This is a genomic window from Pseudahrensia aquimaris (genome assembly GCF_042676045.1).
Taxonomy (GTDB): Bacteria; Pseudomonadota; Alphaproteobacteria; order Rhizobiales; family Rhizobiaceae; genus Pseudahrensia; species Pseudahrensia aquimaris.
In genome coordinates this window covers 37166-59855 of sequence record NZ_JBHTJV010000011.1, presented here as the reverse complement: position 1 = coordinate 59855, position 22690 = coordinate 37166, and the positions used below count along the sequence as shown (strand labels likewise).

Sequence of the window (22690 nt, the reverse complement as noted above, 5' to 3'; positions counted from 1 at the left end):
GTCGAGTGGTGGCAAGGAGACGCTGGGACGTATCACCAGAATGGGCGATCAGTATCTACGGCATTTGTTGGTTATTGGCATGACGAGTCGCGTTCGACGAGCGAAAGCTCGTCCCGACCAAACCGACCCATGGCTGACCAGCCTTCTGGAACGCAAGTCCGTCCGCTTGGCTACAGTTGCCATGGCTAACAAGACCGCCCGCATTGTCTGGGCGGTTTTGACAAATGGCGAACCATACAGGGAGACGCGAACCGCCTGACCCCAAAGAACAACGACATCAGTTTGCAAGAACGTATGTGAGATGAGGATCCGCGCCAGCCGGAATGCCGAGACACCCCGACAATGTCCGAGGACTGAACAAGTCCGCAAAGCGGAATGGGACTGGGCAACGGAGACCATCAAGGCCAGCGGCAACGTCGCATCAACAGGCCGGACACAGGACGGTATCTGACCAGTATTCGAAGATCACATTAGTACTTGCATTACCGGAGCCATCCACACAGGACATTCAAAGTGCTGATGACGGAATGAACATGCGGACCATCCCTGCAATTTTGCGGATGCGGGTCGACGATGTGGTCAAAAATTGCCGACTGATCCTGCATGGGCAACAGAGGTCAGAGAGAATGCGCGGTATTCGATATCATCGCCGCAAGTGAGAACAGTAGAACCTGAGCAGTGCATCCCCATTTGGGGATAGCGCTTGTTGGCGTTAGGCTTTCTTAGTTGAGTTCAACGCTAAGAGGTTTGTCGTGTTTGCAAAACAGTTGTTGAACTTGATTGAAGGCGACGATCTGGTTTCCGTGCTGGATCGGCTTGGCGATTATTATGAAGATGTGATCGGGATACAGATCTATCATTTCCAGCCACCTGATACCCTTCGGCATTGCGGAACAGCACGCGTTGATCCTGAACTCGTTCAGATCATGGAAGAACAACATATGGGTTCCAGCAATCCTGTGGTGCGCAATCTTGGCAACACTGACGTTAACCGGGTGCTGGCCATCAATGAACTGGATGTCTACGACGAATATATCAACAGCGATGTTTACCGCGAGTTTTCGGACCCAGCCGGGGCAAAGGCATCAGGCATTATGCTGAGCTCGTCGGCCCATGGCATATATTTCTTCTCAATCGGCACCGCAAAATCCGATTGGTACAACAGTCACGATATCGCTTCCATGGAGCAGCGTTTCAGAAGTCTTGGAAGGGCGCTGGATTTTCAGGTCGCCCAACAGGTTCGTGAGGAGGCTGCTACGGCTGCGTTCAAGTCGTCTGGCGTCATCGCGTGCCTTCTGGATGACGGCCTAAGGCCAATAATGCTGACGCCCCCAGAACAAGACCGGCTAGAACAGCTCAATCTCAAGCGGCAAAAAGGCGGTGAACTGGTCCCCGCCGATGTGCGCAATCTGGATATTTGGCGCAATACCGCGATGCAGGCGCTTGCGGGCATCGAAGGCAGTTTTCTCTATATTGCGGGCGTTGATATCGTTCGCTGTTCTTTCAAGCCTGGGCCGACGCTTCCATATGGCCCGACCGTGATATGCGAAATCACGCCACCGCCTCAAGAATTCTGGTCGCTGGAGAGCCTGCAACAGATTTTTGGCCTGACATTGCGCGAAGCACAGGTTGCCTGTGGGCTGCTTGAAGGAAAAGGCCTTGAAAAAGTGGCCGCCGAACTCGGCATTCGCACAACATCCGCGCGGGTTTATCTAAAGCGCATTTTTGTGAAGACGAATACGAGCAGCCAAGGACAGTTGATCGCTTTTCTTCATTCACGCCGCCTGACGGATTAATGCAAGATTGGGTGGACGATGAGTGCAAACGAACCTTTGGAAACGAATGCAGCCGAGCCGAACGGAGCAAAGCGGGTGCGTGTCGCGAAAGACGTCTATGCCCCTCACACCATTGCAGCGCTTTTCGCAGCCGCATTTTGCTATTTTTGGTACTGGACTGCACGCAACTGGTTTGTCCTTGACGTGCCGCTGGATGCGAAATTGTTCTTCGTGCTATTGCCGTCGCTCGTCTTCAGCGGTTTTCTTCTTTTGGGCACCAAAGTCAAACTGGTGATCCAGCGTGGCTATTGGCGCCGAAACGGGATTGTGATTGCTGGCGTGTTTGAAGCGATTAAACGCGACTTCAATACCAAAGTGATCGGGGACACGAACCAACGTGTTAATTGGTATCGCTACAACACGCGCATACGTTTCAAGGAAGCGCCTTTTGTCGGAAAGTTGGAGCCTTATACATTTTCGCTGGACCAAGATGTTAAGCCGCCCAACGTGGGCGATGAAGCGCAGCTTTTGGTCTTGCAAACGAACGGCAAGGTTTTAGGGCCTATCGAGGCGCATCCTCCAAAATATTGGCGCTATGCTATCGTGGGGTTAACGCTCGTCGCTGGCCTGTGGGCAATGTGGCTTTCCCTCTACCCCTCTCTTGCCAGTGGAGACGCAAGTTTCAATCTCCAGTTTTGAACCGCCGCATGGCCTCTATGGCTCAACGTCAATAGTCCCGACACGCCAAACCAGTCTGTTGCCCTCCCATACGGATAGGCCCAACCCGTATGTGCCGGCTCCGCGATGACCGAACATTTTAATGCCGATGAAGCGCCCCTTTTCGCCCGCGAAAATCCGTTCGCCGGTCTCAAGGCATTTTTCCAGACCCTTGGGGTAGTTTGGATGCGCTGTGTGCAGCGGCCAGACAAGCTGCGCGCTTAAGGGAGGGCGTTCACACAATTGCCAGTCGCCGGAAGGCAGCGCAGGGATTTGCACCATGAATGTCCCCTCGGGGTTTCTCTTCAAGATAAATTTCAGCGAGCGCACTTGATTTCCAGGCAGCCCCCAAAAGTCGAAAGATTGCGCGGCGTGTTGAATGCCGTTTTCTCCGTCGCGGTAGCAGGCCTGGGTGTGAGGCCATGAAGTAAAAGACAAAAATCCTGGTAACGCCTCAACTTCGTCATAGCTTTTTTGAAGCTCTTCAAGGTACGCCTGCTGGTTCTTTGATAAACCTGTCATCGGGGTGCGGGATAAGGCAATTGACTGCGCCAGCACTTCGCCGATGTCGAAGGTCAATTGAACTTCGCTCGCCGTCATCGTCTTCGCGGTCTTTTCGCAAGGGCCGCCTGCCGCGCAGATCACAAGGCTGTTTACCTGTTCTTCTGTGAGATCTTTGCCCTTTTGATCCAGCACTGTCGGATCGGGATTTTCGCTCAGGGGGACGAAGGTGAAGTTTTCATCAAACGCCACTGGCTTCATCGGGATGCACCGATTGCCGACGATGTTTTTCTTCAAGCGCTCAATGTCCGCGGCACTTCTTAAGGATTGGGCCAGTGCGCCATTTGCCATACTCGCGGCGAGAAACACGGAACCGAAAAAAACACTGGTTTTCCAAAACATGGTTTCATCCTTTTCTGCACGTCCAGAGTAACTGTTCCAAAATCCTCACCACTATTCCCAAATGGGGATAGCGGGTTCTTGGGTTCGTGTTCTCTACTCTTTTGGAAAGTCTGTTGGCTGTGAGCTTTCACACATCAGCGCCACAAGCAGATGGCCATAATGACCATCAGGAAGGTGGGGTGCAGCCCACGAATTGAAGCTCTCGGGTGAGGCAAACACAATGAAGGCACAGGCAAGAAACATCGCGGTAGCGGCTTGTTTGCTGTTGTCTGCCAAAGCGTTTGCCACGCCGACCGTCACTGCTGACGAAATGGATGATCTTGATATGCTGCGCGCGGTCATTTGTGCAGCTGAGGGGCCAACGTGTCATCAAGTGCCGGAAAAGCTCAGCCCGCAACAATTACGCGATGCGTTTGATTTCGCGGACAGGCAAGCCGTTCTGACTTTCCTCTCAAAGCTGAAAAGCGCGGCGACACCAAACATCAAAAGTCTGAGCGGAGAAACCACCGCATGGCTGACCAAAAATCAACTCGTCAACCTGACGCCCGCAGCCAAAAATGACGGTGCTGCGCCTGACACACCAACAGTCCTTACGGCAGACAAGATCATCAACGAGTTCGGCTTGCGCCTCGTGATCTGCGCGGCCGGAGGACCGGCCTGCGACGGGGACATGGGTAACGGTTCCAAAGAGGCGTTGGAAATGCTGGGGCTGAAAACCGCAAAACAGGCGTATGATTTGCTCAAGCAGATTGACCGGGGACTCGTTCGCAAACTCACTCAACAGGTGCTTTACGATGAAGAGGTAAGCTGGCTGAACCAGCAGGGCTTTGATCTCGGCAGTCTTATGGGATTTAGCAGAGCCGAAGTCTCAGCACGGAAATTCCGCGTCTTCGCGGTCCGCTGTTGGGGGCCCTACATAAGCGCAACGTCTGCGCTGGAAGACGTCTTTCTCGATCCCGAAATTGTCGTTGGTGTCGACTACGGGTCTGACGGACGGCCCGTCTTGAACTGGGTGACGCTGCCTCACCCACCCACATGCGACCACGAAGCGGTGCCGGTCGGTGATTATCAAATTGATCTTGGTGCTGACAATGATGGCGACGTTCTGCATTTCATCAGCCCCGACAGATCCTTCCGCATTCTGCTTTCCGGTTTTGAGAGCAAGAAGTTCAGCAGCTTCACCATTGAAAGAGCTGACGGCCAGGGCGTGGTTCAAACCAGCAACAAGAACTGGTTCGGTGCGGTTCCAGATCCCGTGAACAATGGCGGCGAAATTGCAGAACGCAAATTGATACGAAGGAGCCAATGATGAGGAACCTTAAACCCCTTGCGTTTGGCCTCTGGGCCGCGCTCTTGTGTGGCTCAAATCAGGCCTATGCACAGCAAGCTGAAGCACCGACAAGCGATGTGATGATCGTCTTCGACGGTTCTGGCTCCATGTGGGGACAGATCGACGGGCAGGCCAAGATTAAGATTGCTCGTGAGACGCTCTCTCAATCGCTCACAAACATGAGCCTCAACGCCCGCATCGGCCTGATCGGTTATGGCCACCGCCAGAAAGGCCAGTGCAGCGATATTGAAACCATGGTGCCGGTCGGTAACATGAGTGGCAATTTGAACGCCATCATCAGCGCTGTAAACGGTATCAATCCGAAGGGCAAAACACCGCTCTCAGATGCGGTGACACTTGCTGCCAAAGAACTGAAATATACCGAAAACGCCGCCACGGTCGTTCTTATCACGGATGGGCTGGAAACCTGCAACGCCGACCCGTGCGCTTTGGCAAGAGCATTGGAGCGCGACGGCATCAACTTCACCGCCCATGTTATAGGCTTCGGTCTTTCCAAAGACGAGGGCCGCCAAGTTGCGTGCTTGGCCGAGGAGACCGGCGGACGCTACATCGAAGCAGGCGATGGTGCAGCACTTGATGACGCTTTGAAAATGGCGATGGCGCAACCGGCACCTGCCGTTGACCGCGGACCGGTAGAGGTTCAACCGAGCCTCGTTCATGTCGCGGGTGGAAAGAACTGGGGGTTCGGTGGATCAGCCCACAATTACGCGAAGGCTCTCTACTTTCCCAAAAAGACTGATGCCGACGGCAAGGAAACCATCGCGGAAAAATCCGTCCTTCGGGACTATGGTCAGTTGGAACCGGGGGAATATCGCGTCAAAGCCAGTTTGGGGCAGGCTCGGATCGAGCAGGACATCACAGTCCAAGCTGGGCAAAGCTATCAGGGTGAAATCAATTTCCGAGCTGCTCTCGTCAAGGTCAACTTTCTGAACCCCGACGGCACACCGGCGGAGGGTCGCCACTATGTTCGGTTCTGTTCGCCCAAGCCACGTTCCAAGCCAATGGCTTACGCCGGGTGTCGTGGCAAAACGTTGAGCAAGCACAAAATCCATATCAACACGGGCGAGCAGTTCAGACTTGCGTTGAACCGTGACCGCCAGTGGAACAAGACTAACGCCACCCGATTGGTCACGATTGATCCGGCTCTCGCCGGACAGGAAACAGTTGTGAACATCACAGTTGGCGAACTTGCCTACGGCTCGCACGAAAAGGAATTCGAGATCGCCAAAGGCGCAAGCCAATGAGATCGGTTCTAGCATCAATTTTGATTTGTCTGGCGGCCTCAACACATCCGATGTTGGCATTGGGCGAAACGCGCATCGAGCCAACGCGGATCGTCAATTTCGAGGGCTTGTGGTTGCCCTACCAGCATGGGGCAAGTCTCTCCCTGTGGGGCAATGACAGGGCGAGCTTCGGTGTGGAACGGGCCAGCGATGGCGGAGTCAAAATCTGGGTTTATGAAGCGTCTGCCGAGTACGAGGATACGCTTCCCAGAGGCTTTTTGGTCTTTGAAGGCAGACAAAGCGAGACGGGCTTGGTGGGCCGCTGGTCGCGCCATCTTATAAGCTGCCATTCCTATTCATTCGACGTTCAATCGACAAAAGCGGCCACTTCCACACAATTGAGTTTCTCGGGCGAAGTTCGAGAACCGGCCGGTGAATATTGCCAGCACGATGACCAGAATACCGCAACCGTCGAAGTGCTGAACTTCTGGCGCGATGCTCCCATGGCGGTGGCGCTCAACGGTTACGAAAGACAATCGACGCCATTTCCTCTTGCCGAGTTTCAATGGCTGCCGGATGCCGCTCAAACGCCTTTGCGCTTCTATGAAACGTCAAAGCTGCGGAAGGTAGTGGGCGAGGTTTTACCGTTGCAGGGCGAAATGTCCCTCTACAAACGCCAGTGCGCGCCGGATCAGACCAAAGCCACAAACGATGATCTGGAATGTGCCGCTTATGTGAAAATAGATCATTGGCAGGGCTGGGTAGACGGCGAACAAATCAGATCGGCTGTTACGGCAGCACAACCGCCCAAGGGCTGATGGTCGGAACTTTCGACTAGCTCACGATCAGACAAATCGACAAGTAAGGAACGCCAAGATGACCCCGTTTAAATTCCATTCGATCACAGCGTTGGTGCGGGTCACTTCGGTCGCGCTCGCCTTCGTATGCGCGAACGTGTTCTATATTTCCGGGGCAGGTGCCGAAGGTCGGTTCAGTGGCGCGTGGATTGCTTCCAAAACGCCAAATGGCCCGCCAATAATATCGCTGGACCTGTTTGACAACGGGAAGAAAGTGTCTGGTAGCGGATCGGTCGCCAATGCGGGCTTGGGGCCGTTCGACGGATCAACCTTCAGCATTGTGGACGGCGTCAGCAATCAAACCGGCATCCAGCTGCGCATGCAATTGCGCTCAACGACATCTAACGGCGTGTCGGCACGTGCGCTGCTGGCCGTGTCAGATGGTAACGGTCCCGCCTTGCCCGGCACGCTGATCTGGGGCCAGCGCACCGCTCAGATATTCCTGCGCCGTGGCGAAAACAGCGCTGCGCTAGGAACCAACAATCAGACAGCGGATCGACGCCCCCGGGCTTGCCGCGAATTGGATCAGGTCAACGCGCGCGTGAGCCGCAAAGCGGGTGGCGGAACCGAGATCGTTCAGGAGATCAGAGGCGTCTATACACTGGCCGGTCTTGCGTTTGGTGGGCTTGAAACCGCCACTAAATGCAAGGACGCGATGGTTCGGCTGGCCACCATTGAAAAACGTCTGGATGGGCAGCGCAGCAGCAACAATTCAAATGCTGCGCTGAACTCACCGCAGTGTCAGGCGATGGCGTCTACAACGGAAGCGATTGGTCAAGAACTCAGGCGTATTGGAATGACCGAGACGGGGACGATCGCTGTGATTATGCAGAAATACGGACTGCCCGGTGGCGGTGCCGCAGGGCGCTACACGCCACAGGGGTGCCGAGCCGCTTATGACGAATTGCAGGCATATCTTGGTGAACTCCGTCAAACCGCTACATTTGGATCAAACCAAAATACTATGCAGCCATCACAACAACAGTCGTTTCAATACAATCCGGTCGAGTTCGTTTCCGGCCGTGGCTGGGTGCCTGGCAATGGTGGAACGCGACTTTCCTACTGGTTGCACAACAAGTCGGGAATGGCGTGGGAAAGCGGTCCGGGCAATCAACGTTTCATCTGGTATTGGAATCCGCGCCCGGGACTGAGCAATGTTGGCGTCGAAAACAAGGTTCTGCTGTTCCGTGGCGAGAAGCGTGGCAAAACGATGTCTGGAGAAGCGCGCGTTTTCACGCGCGCTTGCGGAACATTCCCTTATCAGGTTAGCGGCCCAATTGCGGCCAGCAATCTCAAAGTCACGATGCGAGGGCGCAAGCCGATCGTTAATGACAGCTGCGAAATCGTCGGCACGAAGGCGGACACACTTGTCTTTACCTACCAATCCGATTTCCCGCCCAATCTCGAACAAACCTCGCCGACGAACGTAACGGTTGAGCCGGACGAAAATGATATGCCCGGCATTGGTGTCTGGGGCCCAGCCTATAAGCTCCACCGCCTGCCAAGCGGCGAAACGCTCAATGTTCGCGCTGGCCCCGGTACGAATAACGCAGTGATCAGCGAATTGCCTTTTGGTGCGCGTGATGTCCTCATCATCGGCCAAGGCTGCAGCCCAAACCCAGACACCGCCACCTTTGAAACGCTTTCCAAACGCGGCAAAGCCCGCGCAATCTCCAAGTCATGGTGCAACATCAATTGGCGCAACATTGAAGGTTGGGTCTACGGCAAATACCTGACCCCGCAGTAGGATTCAGTTGAGGGCTTCAGATCTGCATTTGCCTATAGAAACGCTGTATTTCGAAATGCAAGTGTAATGGATTGCTGACTCAACTACCAACGCTGCTATTCCACTCGTCTGATTGCCAAACCAGAACAGAATTGCATCCAAGAATGGCAATGATGAACCCTCGTTGTGGCCGGCAGCGACAATAGATTTCAAACCAAGGCAAGGTTAAAAGCGGACACTCTGCTTCATCTAAAATGCAGCAAGGCAGAGGCGGTCAGATCAGAATTAGGCGGTACTCGGGAAACCCAACAAAGTTCGCATATCAGGAGCGAAACGGCCAACTGAGCTTGCTCGGCGAATTAACATTAACGGCGTGCAACCATTTCATTCTTAGGCGCAACCTCTAAGCTGACCCCGACGGGGCGTCGTTAGCTTGGAGGAATTGCGAGATGGGAAATATTAGGATACTCGGCGAGCGAATCCTCGGCAGCCGGACGGCTGACCATCTCACCATTGATGCTGATGAACTCATCAACTACCGGGTGAACCTGCGTGGAGGCTACGATACTGTTGCCCTCATATCGCAAAATGGCATTGATTTTTCTCGCGATAGCTATTGGCGGCTGAACGGCGTTGAGGAACTTGATTTTAGTCAGGTAAGCGGTGGTGACATCACTGTTGATCTGCACAGGAGCCTTTTGAGGCGAAGTGACAATGCTTCGGCCACGATTGTTTCCGGCGACCAGGGAATTCAAAGTCTTTCCGCTGACGACCAAGGCGAAGGCACTTATTTTCTGGCGGGTTCAGGTGAGGTCCATCTTGCCGATGGTGTATCGAACGATATCACCCTTGCCGACGGTTCATCCGTTCGGGTTTATGGCGGATCCGGCAACGACACCATCATCGCTGCAAACGATGGCTCAACGCTTGATGGCGGTGTTGGTGATGACACATTGCAGGCCAGTGGTGGGCGTGATGTCATTGTCTTGGGCGCAAACGGTGGCTTTGACACAGTGCTGAATTTCAATGTGGCTTCCGATCAAATCGCACTTTCTGGCGTCGGCCTTTATAGTTTTGCCGACATCGCCGCGGCCACAAGTTCGGACGGCAGCGGCAATACGCTGATTGATTTTGGCAACGGCACCTCTGTCGTATTGAACGGCCTCAACCCCGCTGATCTCACCGCACAGAATTTCTCCATCGAAGGTGTTGTCCTTGATTCCGGAATCTATGTCATCAAGCCCGGAACAAGCGCTGCGAGCCTGAACAGCATGATCGCAAGTGCACCTGCTGGCGCCACCTTCGTTCTCCTCGATGGTCTACACACCTTCACCGAGAGCGTGATCATTGATCGTGGAGACATCACGTTCAAAGGACAAAGCGAGTCCGGAACGGTTCTGATGTTTGATTTTCCCGAAGGGGAAGTGACGAATGGTTTGATGGTAACGGGCGGCCAACGCACATATTTGTCAGCCTATGGCGGCGATGTTGCGAAGGGCGATACATCAATTGAATTGGCCGATCACAGGCTTATGGGCGGGGACACCATCTATATGTTCCAACCCAACACGCGCGAATGGTTGGACGCAAACGGTTGGCAGAATGTCTCAATGGATGATGCCGATGGACGACCTTTCCGCGAGGTCATTTTGGAGGTCGATCATGTTGATGGTGATGTGGTGCATTTCACGCACGCTATTCCTTATGACATGGGCGAGGGCGAAATTCGCCTCAACACGGTGGAACTGTTTGACGGCATCGTGATGAGCGACTTCACTGTCACCCATAACCTTGGCGTTGCCGATCCCTATGATTTCACGAACACCGTCCCTGAATACGAGCGCACGATCGCGTTCAGTGTGGTGGGAACAAACGGTGCTGTGCTTGAAAATTTGAGCGTGATTGACACGGGCAGCACGGCGCTCGCCATCGGCTCATCCATCGATATGATCGCCGATGATCTTTATGTGCGCGGCGCGCACAACACGGGTGGCGGCGGCAACGGCTACGGCATTTTGCTTTATGAAAGCAATAATAACACGATGACCAATCTGGAAGTTTATGATGCTCGGCACGGTTTCATAACGTCCGCTTGGAGTGCAGAAACCGACAACACGATTCACATCGCCAACACCAACCGCGATATTGGATTTCACGGCAGCCCGGACTCGGGAAACATCGTGGAAGTTGACAACAGCGTCCTCGATTTTGACGTCCCTTTTTATGGCAATGGCGGATCGGGTTGGACAACCATCAGCGGCAGCGGATCGAATCATGCAGCAATAGATCCCTACGCGGATAACACGATCACCTTTGGCAATGCTGAGGGCGTCAACCGCAACGATGTCATTCAAGCCAATGATGATGGTGTCTATTTGAATGGCAAATACGGCTACGACACACTGAATGGCGGTTCAGGCGATGATTATCTCGTCGGTGGCACATTATCCGACATTCTGACCGGTGGGGGCGGCAGCGATACGTTTCTGCTGAAAGTGGGAGATGGTCTGGATCGGATCACTGACATGAGCTTTGGAAGCGGTGGCGACACAATGATCATTTCAGGCAATCTCGACGTGACATCATTTGAAGATTTGTACTTCTACGAACGCGACGGTGAGTTGCGACTGCGGTTCGGGGCCAACGCAACTGTCATTCTAGAGAACGTCGAATTCGACGATATGGTGGAAGAGAATTTTCTGTTTGATCCAGATGGAACGCAAACTGCGCAGCAATATTACGGCAGTGATTTCGACGTTCTCAGCTAGCTTCTGCTTCGACCTGTTGAGGTGACAAAAGCCCTTGGTCAAAATTCACAGATTGTTTCGATTAGTTTCAAGAGTAGAAAGTGCAGTCGTGGCCGAAAGCGGTCCCAAGTCTGATCGTTGCCATCGCCCAGTAGCGGACGTTTCCAGTGGCTTGGGTATTCTCAGAGACGAAGCCCACCCATCATCGTCGTCGAGGTAAGAATGCCACGACTAAGAGTGTCTAGAAGACTTGGGGATGTTCAGACCGGATCACCCACTGCAAAACAAGTGCGTTTCAATAATGCTCAGTAACGGTGGTTTCCTTTTCCAGACCTGAAATTTTTGCTCGTTTACGTTCAATCATCGGAAACCATTGCCGCTCACCGGTTCGCTTTCCGACGGCCCAAGCTCGATCGAGATTTTTCGTTGCCGCGTGGTATTTTCTTCTTCGAACTTCGATATCAGAGAGCATCACCAACTGCATAGTTCGATGTATGCGAACGCCCATGGCATCATAGGTTTCAATAGATTGAACGATTTTTTCGTATCCCTCGTCTAATTTGCCCTGTTCGGCATCCAACGCTCCTTCAAAGATCTGAGCATATGTCAGCCAATACGAAAATCGACGTTCTTCAGCTATGCTGCGCAGCGCATCGCAATGCTCAGCTAGACCCTCGAAATCGTTAGCCAATAGTTTCACGCCACCCATCATCGAGTGAGACAGCGCCTTGCTATAGCTATGGTTCATTTCATATGAGCGAGTTAAGCCGCAAGAAATCTCTTCATGTCCTCCTGCGTTCTCGCCTCTCAGACACATTGCATAACCACCAAGAGCCTGTGCAACCACGCGTGGACAAACCGCATATCGATCGGCCAAATGCTTCGTATCCATGTTATCGGTCAAAGACTTGATGACCTCAAAGTGCCGTCGCATTTTGTCGAATTCGCCGGTGATCCAAAAACTACTGCCAGCGGATCGATGTGCCAAGATCTCCCGTTCAGGAACCAGTTCCTTCTCAGAAATCACGAGCATTTGCTTCGCAATTCGTTGGGACAATTTGATATGCCCCGCCATCCATCTGTGTCCCCAAAGTCCAAATAACGCGTGGAACCGAGCCTGGTCCTCTCCCAAGTCAATGGCGACTTGTTCGGCTCTTTCAAAACTACGGATGGTCTCTTTCGAGGTGTAGCCCTCCACCAAAATAAGCGGAGTTCCGATGGTGTTCTCTATGTCGAGCTCAAGCTCCAACAACCGTTGTTTTGGAATCGTCGTGCTTTGTGCGATCAGATCGCGGGCATGTTTGAGATGTTGCAACGCTTCAACGTTAGCTGAACGACTTATGGCGCGGGTGCCAGCATCGAGCAGGAAGCGTACCGCCTTTTCAATTTGATTGGATTCTTCGCAGTGACGCGCCAAAACTTCGGGAAACTGATTGCAGATTGCAGGGAAATCCCGTTCCAAAACGGTGACGACCTTCGAGTGAACGGAACGGCGATCCTGCCGCAGCATAAGCTGATAGGCCACATCTTGGATCAACGCGTGTCCAAATATTAGCGGTTCGGAATCCTGTTGTGGAAGTGAGCGAAGAATACGTGCCTCGACCAGCTCAATCACTGCCAAGCGAAACTCCGCGGGCGAATAGCCAGATACGCTTCTTAAGAGATCTTGCGACACTTCTCGGCCGATAGCTGCTGCAATTTGGGCCAGATGTTTGGCACTTGGAAGAGCATCAAGACGAGCAGACAGTGAATCAACCAAGCTGTCAGGAACGAGTTGGTTGCTCTTGGTGACATCCCTCAAGTGGATTTTACTGCCAATCGGACTTTTCAATGCCGACTTTGCCAGTTCCTCTATGAAGAGTGGGATACCCTCTCCGCGTTCAACAATCGCTTGGACAGTCTTTGCCGCAATTTCATGCGGATAGGCGACATGCCTCACCAGATCAACAGCTTCATGATCCTCCAGCAAACCCAAATTGAAAATACGATCAAATCCATCCGGTGGTGGGCCATAATCAAACTCGGATCTAACCGTTGAGAGCACCATCAGTGCTCCAGCTTGGCAATTTTGAAGATAGAGTTCGATAAGTCGGATTGTAGATGGGTCAGCCCAGTGGATATCTTCGAAGAGAAGCAACGAAGGTTGTTTTTGTGCGGTGGCCATTGCGTAATTGACCAAGAGCAGCATCGTTTCCTCGCTCTGTTGCCGGGGACTCATATCCAATTGCACGGCTTGCTCAGAAGTGTCGATTGAAAGAAGAGCAGACAAAAGCGCAATGCTTTTCGGATCCGTTTGCATTCCCTGTTGAAGCCAAGCCGAAACCGCATCGTGTCTATTTGTCCCGTTCGACGCTGACAGCAAATCCACTTCCTGGGAAATACGTGTCACCACAGGATACAGCGGGGTTCCTGTATGATGGGGCGAACATTGGAAGACTGTGACATTCTTCTTCTCGGTTTGGATGGCTTCGCTGAAGACATTCCAAAGACGCGATTTGCCGATCCCTGCCGGGCCGCTGATTAGGCCTGAACGACCGGCACCTCCTTTCACTGTTTCCCACACTTCAAGCAACTGCGCGACTTCATTGTTTCGGCCTATCAATGGTGCCAGCGCTCCGTGGCTGCGGGCTTCAAAACGTGTCTTCTTGTTCAGTTCTTTGCGCACACGAAAAGGGGTCACGGGTTCCGATAACCCTTTTAGTTGTTTGGGTTCGAGTACTTCATATTCAAACCGGTCACCGGCCAGTTTTCGTGTCTCCGGACTTATCAATATTTCTCCCGGAGCGGCTGCTGATTGCATTCGTTGAGCTACATTTGGCGCGGCGCCGACAATATCGACGCCCTGCATGGGATCGAATGAACCAACAACTACAAGCCCGGTATGAAGTCCAATCCGCACTTCAATCTCGATAGCTTCTCCGGACTCAGTTCGAATTGGAGTGGCGCTACACGCTGTCCGGCAACCGATTGCCGCCAGCACGGCACGCTCAGCGTCATCCTCATGTGCGACAGGATAGCCAAACAATGCCAACACTCCGTCTCCCATGACTCTCAGCACATGGCCCCCAAAACGGTTGATTTCCGTCTTGGTCCGCTCTGCATAAATTTGAATTACGTCGTTCAATTCCTCCGGATCAAGGCGCAACGACAGGCGAGTTGAATCCACAAGATCACAAAACAGTATTGTTAAATGGCGGCGCTCCGTGGGTTGTGTTTGCAATTCGCCCGCTGGATGACCGCTAGAGGCTTCGATCGCTGACTTGGACGCCGCTGTCATTAGTCTGCGGCACTCATTTGCCGATATTTTCAGTTCTCTAAGGTCCTCGAATGTTATGAGGTGCAAGTTATCAGAATTGATGCCACGCAAAGTCAAAACCTCAACATAGGCTTCTAACCCATGTTGTGTGAGTATTCTCTCCAAGCTTTTCGTTTGAACTGACAACGGAAACACCCCCTCTGTGGGCCGTATCTCGACATCATTGTATGGCCGCGCGGAGACATAATACAAGACCGCGAACTATATCGCGGTCTCCCTAAACTGAAGCTCAGAGCGCTAACCCTCGGATCTCCTCCAAACAGGCAAGGCGGCTGATCTTTGCGATGAATCGCCAAAGAGAATGCGTCGCGTGAATACCAATATTCGTGCACGCGCCTGAGAATAAGCGTGGAGTTCTTTCAAGAGTGCGGTCTGTCCATCCAAACGTTCAATGAGGATATCCCAGCTCTCCGCGCAATTCGCCTGAACTATTTCTGTCTTAGAACGCGAAAGGTCTCTAGGACTGATGTTAAGCGACAAGGTTTGTGCAAGAAAGCACGCCCGCCGAAAGCCGGTGAAACGCATCTGCATGGCAGCGAGCTCAGATGCCGGGGCTCGACTTACAATTTCCGCTACAATGGCGCCATACTCTGCTTTTTGAATTGCATCAGTGAGTTCATTTTCAACAAACAGACCGCGGCCTTGTCCGGACGCCCATAACCAGCACACAAAAGAGGATGAATGCTTTTCAAAGTTTTCGCCGTCCAACGGATCCCAACTTCGTTCTCGCTCCAAAAAAAGTGCTCCCAAGTCCCCATTTCGGTCAGGCCTCGGCTTTAGGGCAATCGTACCCAAGCTCAAATGACTTGCCACCATCCGACAGCATAAAAGCGCGTCTTCCTGTTTTACATCGCAAGACTGAAGGGCAGAATATTGATCGTGCGAAAGTGCTACCTGCGCAGATTTTGCAATAGTGGCCCAGTCGCGAAGTTGGTAAGGCAATTGCAGGGCGGCATCCAACAGAGCTTGCGCTTCGGTCTGAGCCAAACTAGCGGTTCGCTGTGCCCGGCGAAGCGCAAACCGTACGTTTACGAGCGGAACGCTAAGCGGTTGATAGGGTGGCTCAGGAAAGAAGCTTAATGCAACCTCGTCCTCAGAAGAGATTGCCCTGCGCCGGAAGAGGCGGAAAATGCGTCCGTAACCAATTGCGCCCGCTGGCCCGCAATCAACAGCCCGCAACGCACCCATGCTAGAGGCGCCAATCACGGTTGCGCCATCAGCGATTACATCAACTACTTCACGCGGTGAGACCGCCAGCGAACTGGTGAAAACACCATCAAGAACAACAAACACCGAAAAATTCAACAGCCGATACCGATATAGATCACCACGTCGGACGGGAGGCGCTATCAAAGCACCTGGCAATTCATCTTTCACTTGCCGGGATGAGCAGGACGGACCAACAAACACAACTGTGTGTTTATGTGCTTCCGGAATTGTAGGCATCATAGAATATGGCGCATGCAGCGCCATCCGACACGACGGCGGTCGACCATGAAAACAGACATTCCAGGAACTCTGACGCGGACGACAGGGATTCCCAATTCCGGATCTGACATATCGACGACAACGACTTGATCCACGCCGATTGCCATAAGGCTGTTCAACAAAAATTCGACATCAGTTGCGATGTTGTTTGAAGTTTCATCCAGCTTTCCAATTGGCGCTCCACATGCGGCTTCAAGAACAGAACGCCATCTTTCCATGCTAAAGGTTCGCTCACCCTCTTGCATAATATTGAAAGAATCGCGCGCACTTTGAAGAGTGCCTATTCTGGACTGATGAGCCTCTGTAAGAGCTCGGACTACTGCGTGTTCCGGATCAGTGTCGCAGCCCCAGCCACCGAATATCATCTGAGTTGGACCAGTAGCGGTCGGATAACCTCTATCAATCACATAACACGCAATGACGGGCACACCGATGTCGCAAGTGATTTCTTCCAACACCAGTTCGATACGATCTGCTTCAATGCGGTTGACATATTTTTTGCAATTTGCGGACAGGGTTTTTTTGTCGATACGTATTCGACTGGGACCAGACATGCCGGTCGTCCCAAAAAAATCGAAAAAGAGGTGCTGGCTTGAGGCATCTCTTTCTATCAGTTCTAGGAGGGCGTGGCGGATCGCTTCACCGAAACTCGAACCCGAAGCCAGGCCATTTGTATCGACCTGATCCAGGATGCCTTCTTTCGGTGGAGACACACATAGATCAGCTGGGATGTGTATCTCATGCCGCCCGATAAGGTCCCAGCCGGCAACCCAATCGAATGAGTTCTCTTTTCGATAGGTGGTGGTCGGGGGGAGATCAAATCGTTCAGGATCAATACAACGCTTTGTTTTAGCAAGATGAGTGTAGGTGTCATTGTGAATAACACCGCGCACTGTTTCTGCCGAAACTCGCTCAATGCCCTCCATGATGGCGCTTAAGCGGGCCGCCATCGCGGTCGCGCCTTTGCCCATGTGGGTGGTCAAATCTCGAGCCAGTGGCGTGATGGCCGTAAAAACGGGCAATTCTGATTGCTCGAGTCGAGAAATATCTGAAACTCTGGTTATGGGTACTTTGTCCAGCAGCGGAACTACCCTTTGGTGAAGCACTTCCTGCTCAACTACCCGTCCGCCAGCCCCTTCGACTTTTGTAAAATCTTCGCCGAAGGTGAGCGGACAATCTGACAAATACAATGTTGGCTTAAACCAGCATCATAAGCCCATTGCCACGACGTTGTTTTTCTTGTCATGGACGAAAAGATGCGCATTGGCCGTGGTGGCAAGTCGAACGAGAGTTTCCAGTTCTTGCTGCGACAGCTCACCTATGGCCTGTTTCACGTGATCGCCAATATGGCCTTCTTCCGTGTGCGGAATTGCATTATTTTCGATCAGATATTTCAAGTTGTTGCTGAAGTTGTCATCCTTAGCCATCGTGTTCTCCCAAGTTAGATTGAGACCATCCGTACCCGTCAAATACTTGACTTATATAGGTTAACACGCAAACGACCGCGCGTCCAATTGGCTCGATCTCTTGACAATTAGCTAGCGACGTCGCGACATACGCGAAAGAGAATTTTGTTTGGAACGACCGAAGAAACATCATCACACAAACATCACGGGGAATTCGATATGGCCGATTCTTTAGCAGTGCGTAATAGTGAGATACTGCGCGCCAAAATGATGATGTGCACCGGGCCACTCGACGCAGTTTTCTCGCGTCTTTGGGCAAACGAAAACCCGAAAGAATTGGTGCCCGCATTTTTGATAATGCTGCATCAAATCATGCGTGCTTCGGTTCCGGTTATGGAAGCGGCCATCCGAAAACTGAGTGAGATGGATTCAAGCGATGCTTTTGTTGAACAATTGAAAGACTATTACGAACACCATCTGAGCGAAGAACGAGATCATGACGTTTGGGCGCTCGATGATTTAGAAGCAGCCGGCTTTGATCCAGATGAGGTATTGCGGCTGATGCCTGCGCCCGCAGTAGCGCGGCTCGCCGGAGCACAACGTTACTGGGTTGAGCATCATCATCCTGTCACGCTTTTGGGCTGCATTATGGTACTAGAGTCCTTTCCGCCCAGTACGGAGATTATCGATAAAATTCGCGACAGCTCTGGCCTACCCGAAGTGGCGTTCCGCACATTCCGACTACACGGTCGGGTTGACCCTTTTCACAGCGCCGAAGTTCGCGCGCTTATAGATTGTCTTCCCTTGACCTCAAATGACATCGCTCAGATAGCAACCAGCCTGATCGCATGCATGGAGTCGCTAACAGAATGCATAGCTGGTTTGAAGCCTATTAAGCGAAACCTTCTCAAAGCAGCCTGAGACTTCTGTTCAGAGATTGATGTTAATTAGGATGATCATTAATCAACGTGGCGCACCGCGCCAGTCTCCATGCGTATCACATTGGCAAACTGGACGGAACGCTTCTCATCAAGGTGAGCACACATACCACGCATACATGCACTCGCGTAACGCCAAGAATCTGTCTTGTAATTGAATCAGCTGCAACATGCCGTTCTGTTTGCGCGAGCATTGTGAATAATTCGATCCGAATGTTGCCGTCGAGTAGAACGCGGCGACTGCAAAAATCTCGCATCACGATGAGAATTTCAATCGGTTCAATCGCATCATGGGTCTCTGGGATAGACGCTTGGAACGACAAGACTAGCATGATTGTAAGAGCCGCCACGACTATGACGATGACGTCCAACAGCAATCGCTCGCTACCTGCCTATTAAATCGTTTTCTAAAGCCCGCTTTCAAGAACTTCGCAGATTTGGAGATTAGTTCAATATGGGGCGCATAACGGACCCTCGCACTATTCCATCGGGCAGGGGCTTTTTGGTGATTTCGGCCCAAACCTGCCGTTGGTTTCGCGAAGCAATTCTTCAATGGATTTAACCAAAGCTGCCATTCGCAGTTCATCCGACAATATGATCCGAGATGGATTATATCGGCTAGAATTGCAGGTGGCATATTTCAAACGAGGTAGAAGAGGGGTCGGGGCCTTGTCGCTCAGTGCCCCAAATATGCAGAGTAAATCCCAAACAGCCCTACGAGCACGAGACTAACGGCCCAAACGATATCTAGGTTGAACCAGGTTCGTGACAGGAATTTTAGGCCAAGCCAGAAATAGATAATTGTGGCGAGGATGCCGCCAGCGACTGTCATTGCCAACGTGTGAACAATGGCGACTGCGAGTGCATTTCCGATGTTTCCGCTCATCAACGTGCGGGCGGCTTCATGGCCGCTATCGCTAGCACCAACCGCGCAAATTCCCAAATATATCGGCACTAGCATAAGCCCAGCACCATGCGCCATTGCCGCGAGAAACGACCAAAGCGCCAGGCGAGCAGGATGAACACGAGCGAGAAACTTGGGGTGTCTGCGGTTGATGAGCAAATATACACCCATCGCTATGACCAGAAGGCCAGCCCCAATACGCAGTTCCATTTCCCACGTGATAAGGAGCGTCACGAGTGAAAACGGCAATAGAATTGCCAGCATTGCGAGCAAATGCCCAAAAGCCAACATCCCAAGCGCCTTTGGCAGCGCGCTGTGCTTTCGCTCCATCAGACCTGCGGAAACGGCAAGCGGCCAACCCATGCCGGGGTTGATGCCATGATAGATGCCGGAAAAAATGACGGCCCACCAAAGGGCCGTCAAAGACGCTCCATCCAAACTCATTTACACGTTCGGATAGCAGAAGCTGTCCGTTGAACAATCGCCGCCTTCCAGACGAATTTGGTGGCTGCGATAGCCTTTCGGGAAATCAACATAAAAGTCTTTGTCGAGTTCAAAGCCGCCGTTTTCGCCAACCCTCGCCATGACCATCTGTCCGCCCTCATCGTTAGGATAGAATTGATCGTCCCATGTTGAGTAGAGCGAGTTGGTCCAGTATACGCGCTTTCCATCGCGGCTTACTTCAACCATTTGAGGGCCAAAGGCGAAGTCTTTGCCGTTTGGATGTTTGTGATTGGCTACGATGCCACCAAGTTCGACTTTGCCAGCCAATACTGGGTTCATCGGATCCGTCACGTCGTATTGGTGCATTTCGCCCAAGCCCCAGCAAGCGACATAGAGGTATTTGTCATCAAGACTGAGATCGATATCTGTCACCAGCGGAGGAACCGCCCCAAACCCTTTGAGCAAGTCGGGAAGATCGTCGGCATCAGCTGGAACTGGGTCAATGGTGATGGTTTTCTTGGATTGCCAAACCCCATCATCGTCGCGCCACCACGTGAAAATAGCGCCCTGCAAGTTGCTGGTGTCGACAACGACGCCGCAGAAGCCGTAAGACTTCGACGGATCATGCGCCGGGCGAATTTCTAGTGCCATTTGATGGTTTGCACCAAAATCGATGGTCTGGATATTTTTGCGTTTTCTCAAATCCCAAAAATGGATTGAGTGACCATACTTGTTGCTCAACAGGTCTTCCGCAACAATGCCGTTTTCGAATTGCGGAGGCAGGCCCCACTCAGAACTGACCATGTAGTCTTGGGGCAGGTTCCACCAGAAGTCGTAGTGCTTGTCCTGCTTGCCGCGGTCCATTTCATAGCGGCCAATAATCTCGAAGGTCTCGCAATCCATAATAAAAATGCCGGGAGGACCATCTGTACCGTCCTCGCCACCGCCACCCAGCGTCGACACATAGATGCCCTCAGGTCCGCAGTGAATAGTATGTGGCCGCGAGTATCCGGTCTTCTCAAACAGCTCTTCCGGCTCAATGGTTTTATGGATTTTCGCCTTCAGCGGCTCTTTCACATCAATGATGTAAATACGAGACGAGCGGATCCCCGGCACAATTAGATATCGCCGTTCGATGAACGCATGACCGGTGAGGGGCGATAGGGAGGAAGAACAAGCATTCCACCCGAAATGGTGAAATTCATCGCCCTTGTTGGGAACAATCACCTGGTGAACGATCTCCCCATAGGTCTTTGACTCAGGGTTGAGATCGACAACGGCAATGCCGTCAGACTGCTTCCCGTCCGGACTCAGCATGACTGTGAAACCGTAGTTTTCAACGGGTGCCTTCATGGCCAATTGTGCAGTTGCGTGGAAAGTCGGGTCGGGCCTCATATTCATGTCGCTTCTCCTCCAAAAACAAATGAAATACTTTCGGAGAGGATGATCAGCGGCTTAGACGAATTTGTCCAGCCCTCGGCATTTCGAATAGGGCAAGCCCGGTGCCACTTTCCTTCGAACATTGACGAAGTTTAGCGGCGCATTTCATTTGCCACCGAGCGCGGGCAACCCAAACGGATGCTGCTTTTCGTGGATGGCGTGCAGCCTGTTGCCAGAAGATTACCGCCTATGCTTCACCACGTTCTGGCTAACATTTTTGGTAAGCCTCTAAATCCAAAATTTCTCCTTAACGATAGCGGTGCGTGGGCCATCGGGGGTGTCAACCAGCAATTCAGTTCCGTCGTCCCAATGCGTCATGCGAACCATTCCAATTGCAACGTTCGTGGAGAAATCTGGCGACCATGCAGCCGATGAAACACGACCAACAACTTTGTCTTTAGACATCAATGGCCAATACCGATCACATACGGGAACAGGCTCGCCCTGAATGGAGATCGCGCGAATTTGCTTGACCGGCCCCTCTTTGGCCACGCGCAGCAAGGCATCGCGACCAATACACCCAATAGCCGTCTGAGTGGTGCAGAATTTGCCAAGACCGCATTCGTGGGGCGTGTTATCGTCGGTCATGTCGTTGCCATATGATAGAAGCCCACCTTCGACACGCTCAATAGCGTTGGGACAACCGGCACGAACATCCAAGTCCTTACCCGCTTCCATCAAGGCGTTCCAAAGCGGCATGCCGATGTCAGCGCCTTCAACGTAAATTTCAAAGCCGCCCTGCTTTGAGTAGCCCGAACGAGCAACCACCAGGTACCGCCCTTGAAATTCCAACTGCATGAATCGGAAAAAGCGAATATCACGCACTCTGTCACCAAAAACTGCGGCCATCAGATCGTCTGCTCGGGGGCCCTGAACAGCCAAGGGCGACACGTCGGGTTCGTCGACCAAAACGTCAAGACGGTAACCGTAAGCAAGACCTTTGACCCAATAAAGCAAATCGCTGTCAGCGATCGAAATCCACCAACGGTCTTCGGACAATTTCACCACGACGGGATCGTTCAGCATACCGCCTGTTTCATCAACAATCGGCATATAATAGCACTGGCCGGGCAGCATTCCTCTCAGGTCTCGCGGGGTCAATAGCTGAATGAGGCGTCCCGCGTCCGGCCCGCGAACCTCAACTTGCCGCTCGACCGAAACATCCCAAACCTGAACGGCATTTTTTAGATGACGGTAGTCCTCTTCAATCGAGCGGAACACAGTTGGCAAAAGCATGTGGTTGTAGACCGTGTAGGCCTTTACGCCAGAAGCTTCGACACCATCGGAAAACGGTGTGCGACGGAGTCTGCGAGAAGGAGACAGCAATGCCATGAGAGTTCTTTCGTAATCTGTCGTTCAAAAACGCCACTGACATTTCTGCTGGCACTTCGTCAACGCAAAAACTATGAGGCAGCGTCGCCAACAGGTATTCTTCATTGAAATCAGTGTGGCCGT

The 22690-nt window shown here is 52.4% G+C and carries 17 protein-coding genes; 9 read left to right on the top strand and 8 right to left on the bottom strand.

Annotated features, from left to right (window positions below):
- The 3 genes from ACFQ14_RS12925 to ACFQ14_RS12915 all read left to right on the top strand — a co-directional run.
- Positions 1–259: transposase (locus tag ACFQ14_RS12925; protein WP_377213174.1), on the top strand; the 259-nt coding region annotated here is incomplete at its 5' end.
- 493 nt (positions 260–752) lie between these two features.
- Positions 753–1796: a helix-turn-helix transcriptional regulator gene (locus ACFQ14_RS12920; protein WP_377213173.1), complete on the top strand. Its 1044-nt coding sequence runs from the start codon at positions 753–755 to the stop codon at positions 1794–1796.
- A gap of 18 nt (positions 1797–1814) precedes the next feature.
- Complete coding sequence (locus ACFQ14_RS12915; protein WP_377213172.1) at positions 1815–2474, top strand: hypothetical protein; 660 nt, start codon at positions 1815–1817, stop codon at positions 2472–2474.
- Between the two features lie 15 nt (positions 2475–2489).
- Here ACFQ14_RS12915 and ACFQ14_RS12910 read toward each other — a convergent pair whose 3' ends face one another.
- The gene (locus ACFQ14_RS12910; RefSeq protein ID WP_377213171.1) at positions 2490–3395 is read right to left on the bottom strand and encodes a hypothetical protein; all 906 of its coding nucleotides are present in this window, start codon (positions 3393–3395) and stop codon (positions 2490–2492) included.
- A gap of 220 nt (positions 3396–3615) precedes the next feature.
- On the opposite strand from ACFQ14_RS12910, the gene ACFQ14_RS12905 reads away from it, so the two are divergent.
- The 5 genes from ACFQ14_RS12905 (at position 3616) to ACFQ14_RS12885 (ending at position 11320) form a co-directional block, all read left to right on the top strand.
- Entirely contained in the window at positions 3616–4704 is a 1089-nt protein-coding gene (locus ACFQ14_RS12905; RefSeq protein WP_377213170.1) for a hypothetical protein, read from the top strand.
- A complete protein-coding gene (locus ACFQ14_RS12900) occupies positions 4704–5990 on the top strand; it encodes a vWA domain-containing protein (RefSeq protein ID WP_377213169.1) in 1287 nt (428 codons plus the stop codon). The genes ACFQ14_RS12905 and ACFQ14_RS12900 overlap by 1 nt, the downstream gene beginning before the upstream one ends.
- The gene (locus tag ACFQ14_RS12895; protein ID WP_377213168.1) at positions 5987–6787 is read left to right on the top strand and encodes a hypothetical protein; all 801 of its coding nucleotides are present in this window, start codon (positions 5987–5989) and stop codon (positions 6785–6787) included. Before ACFQ14_RS12900 ends, ACFQ14_RS12895 begins: the two co-directional genes overlap by 4 nt.
- Positions 6788–6845: 58 nt before the next feature.
- Positions 6846–8573, top strand: coding sequence for an SH3 domain-containing protein (locus tag ACFQ14_RS12890; RefSeq protein WP_377213167.1), 1728 nt, complete (start codon positions 6846–6848; stop codon positions 8571–8573).
- Between the two features lie 428 nt (positions 8574–9001).
- The gene (locus tag ACFQ14_RS12885; protein ID WP_377213166.1) at positions 9002–11320 is read left to right on the top strand and encodes a hypothetical protein; all 2319 of its coding nucleotides are present in this window, start codon (positions 9002–9004) and stop codon (positions 11318–11320) included.
- A gap of 274 nt (positions 11321–11594) precedes the next feature.
- On the opposite strand, the gene ACFQ14_RS12880 is transcribed toward ACFQ14_RS12885, so the two are convergent.
- The 4 genes from ACFQ14_RS12880 to ACFQ14_RS12865 form a co-directional block, all read right to left on the bottom strand.
- The gene (locus ACFQ14_RS12880; protein WP_377213165.1) at positions 11595–14741 is read right to left on the bottom strand and encodes an adenylate/guanylate cyclase domain-containing protein; all 3147 of its coding nucleotides are present in this window, start codon (positions 14739–14741) and stop codon (positions 11595–11597) included.
- Positions 14742–14852: 111 nt separating this feature from the next.
- A complete protein-coding gene (locus ACFQ14_RS12875) occupies positions 14853–16064 on the bottom strand; it encodes a TfuA-like protein (protein ID WP_377213164.1) in 1212 nt (403 codons plus the stop codon).
- Positions 16061–17293, bottom strand: a complete 1233-nt coding sequence (locus tag ACFQ14_RS12870) for a YcaO-like family protein (protein WP_377213163.1) — start codon at positions 17291–17293, stop codon at positions 16061–16063. The genes ACFQ14_RS12875 and ACFQ14_RS12870 overlap by 4 nt, the downstream gene beginning before the upstream one ends.
- Positions 17294–17311: 18 nt before the next feature.
- Entirely contained in the window at positions 17312–17530 is a 219-nt protein-coding gene (locus tag ACFQ14_RS12865; RefSeq protein ID WP_377213162.1) for a hypothetical protein, read from the bottom strand.
- A 198-nt stretch (positions 17531–17728) separates the two neighbouring features.
- On the opposite strand from ACFQ14_RS12865, the gene ACFQ14_RS12860 reads away from it, so the two are divergent.
- A complete protein-coding gene (locus ACFQ14_RS12860; RefSeq protein WP_377213161.1) occupies positions 17729–18430 on the top strand; it encodes an iron-containing redox enzyme family protein in 702 nt (233 codons plus the stop codon).
- Between the two features lie 693 nt (positions 18431–19123).
- Here the strand turns inward: ACFQ14_RS12860 and ACFQ14_RS12855 are convergent.
- From ACFQ14_RS12855 to ACFQ14_RS12845, 3 genes are all read right to left on the bottom strand, one after another.
- Positions 19124–19795: a hypothetical protein gene (locus ACFQ14_RS12855; protein ID WP_377213160.1), complete on the bottom strand. Its 672-nt coding sequence runs from the start codon at positions 19793–19795 to the stop codon at positions 19124–19126.
- A complete protein-coding gene (locus ACFQ14_RS12850; RefSeq protein ID WP_377213159.1) occupies positions 19796–21196 on the bottom strand; it encodes a selenium-binding protein SBP56-related protein in 1401 nt (466 codons plus the stop codon). It lies immediately after the preceding gene.
- Positions 21197–21463: 267 nt separating this feature from the next.
- Positions 21464–22567: a dimethylsulfoniopropionate demethylase gene (locus ACFQ14_RS12845; RefSeq protein WP_377213158.1), complete on the bottom strand. Its 1104-nt coding sequence runs from the start codon at positions 22565–22567 to the stop codon at positions 21464–21466.
- Between the last annotated feature and the right edge of the window lie 123 nt (positions 22568–22690).

Coding starts and splice junctions, on each gene's coding strand:
- ACFQ14_RS12915 (WP_377213172.1), top strand. CDS start 1,815: ATGAGTGCAAACGAACCTTTGGAAACGAATGCAGCCGAGCCGAACGGA.
- ACFQ14_RS12910 (WP_377213171.1), bottom strand. CDS start 3,395: ATGTTTTGGAAAACCAGTGTTTTTTTCGGTTCCGTGTTTCTCGCCGCG.
- ACFQ14_RS12905 (WP_377213170.1), top strand. CDS start 3,616: ATGAAGGCACAGGCAAGAAACATCGCGGTAGCGGCTTGTTTGCTGTTG.
- ACFQ14_RS12900 (WP_377213169.1), top strand. CDS start 4,704: ATGAGGAACCTTAAACCCCTTGCGTTTGGCCTCTGGGCCGCGCTCTTG.
- ACFQ14_RS12895 (WP_377213168.1), top strand. CDS start 5,987: ATGAGATCGGTTCTAGCATCAATTTTGATTTGTCTGGCGGCCTCAACA.
- ACFQ14_RS12890 (WP_377213167.1), top strand. CDS start 6,846: ATGACCCCGTTTAAATTCCATTCGATCACAGCGTTGGTGCGGGTCACT.
- ACFQ14_RS12885 (WP_377213166.1), top strand. CDS start 9,002: ATGGGAAATATTAGGATACTCGGCGAGCGAATCCTCGGCAGCCGGACG.
- ACFQ14_RS12875 (WP_377213164.1), bottom strand. CDS start 16,064: ATGATGCCTACAATTCCGGAAGCACATAAACACACAGTTGTGTTTGTT.
- ACFQ14_RS12865 (WP_377213162.1), bottom strand. CDS start 17,530: ATGGCTAAGGATGACAACTTCAGCAACAACTTGAAATATCTGATCGAA.
- ACFQ14_RS12860 (WP_377213161.1), top strand. CDS start 17,729: ATGGCCGATTCTTTAGCAGTGCGTAATAGTGAGATACTGCGCGCCAAA.
- ACFQ14_RS12855 (WP_377213160.1), bottom strand. CDS start 19,795: ATGAGTTTGGATGGAGCGTCTTTGACGGCCCTTTGGTGGGCCGTCATT.
- ACFQ14_RS12850 (WP_377213159.1), bottom strand. CDS start 21,196: ATGAATATGAGGCCCGACCCGACTTTCCACGCAACTGCACAATTGGCC.
- ACFQ14_RS12845 (WP_377213158.1), bottom strand. CDS start 22,567: ATGGCATTGCTGTCTCCTTCTCGCAGACTCCGTCGCACACCGTTTTCC.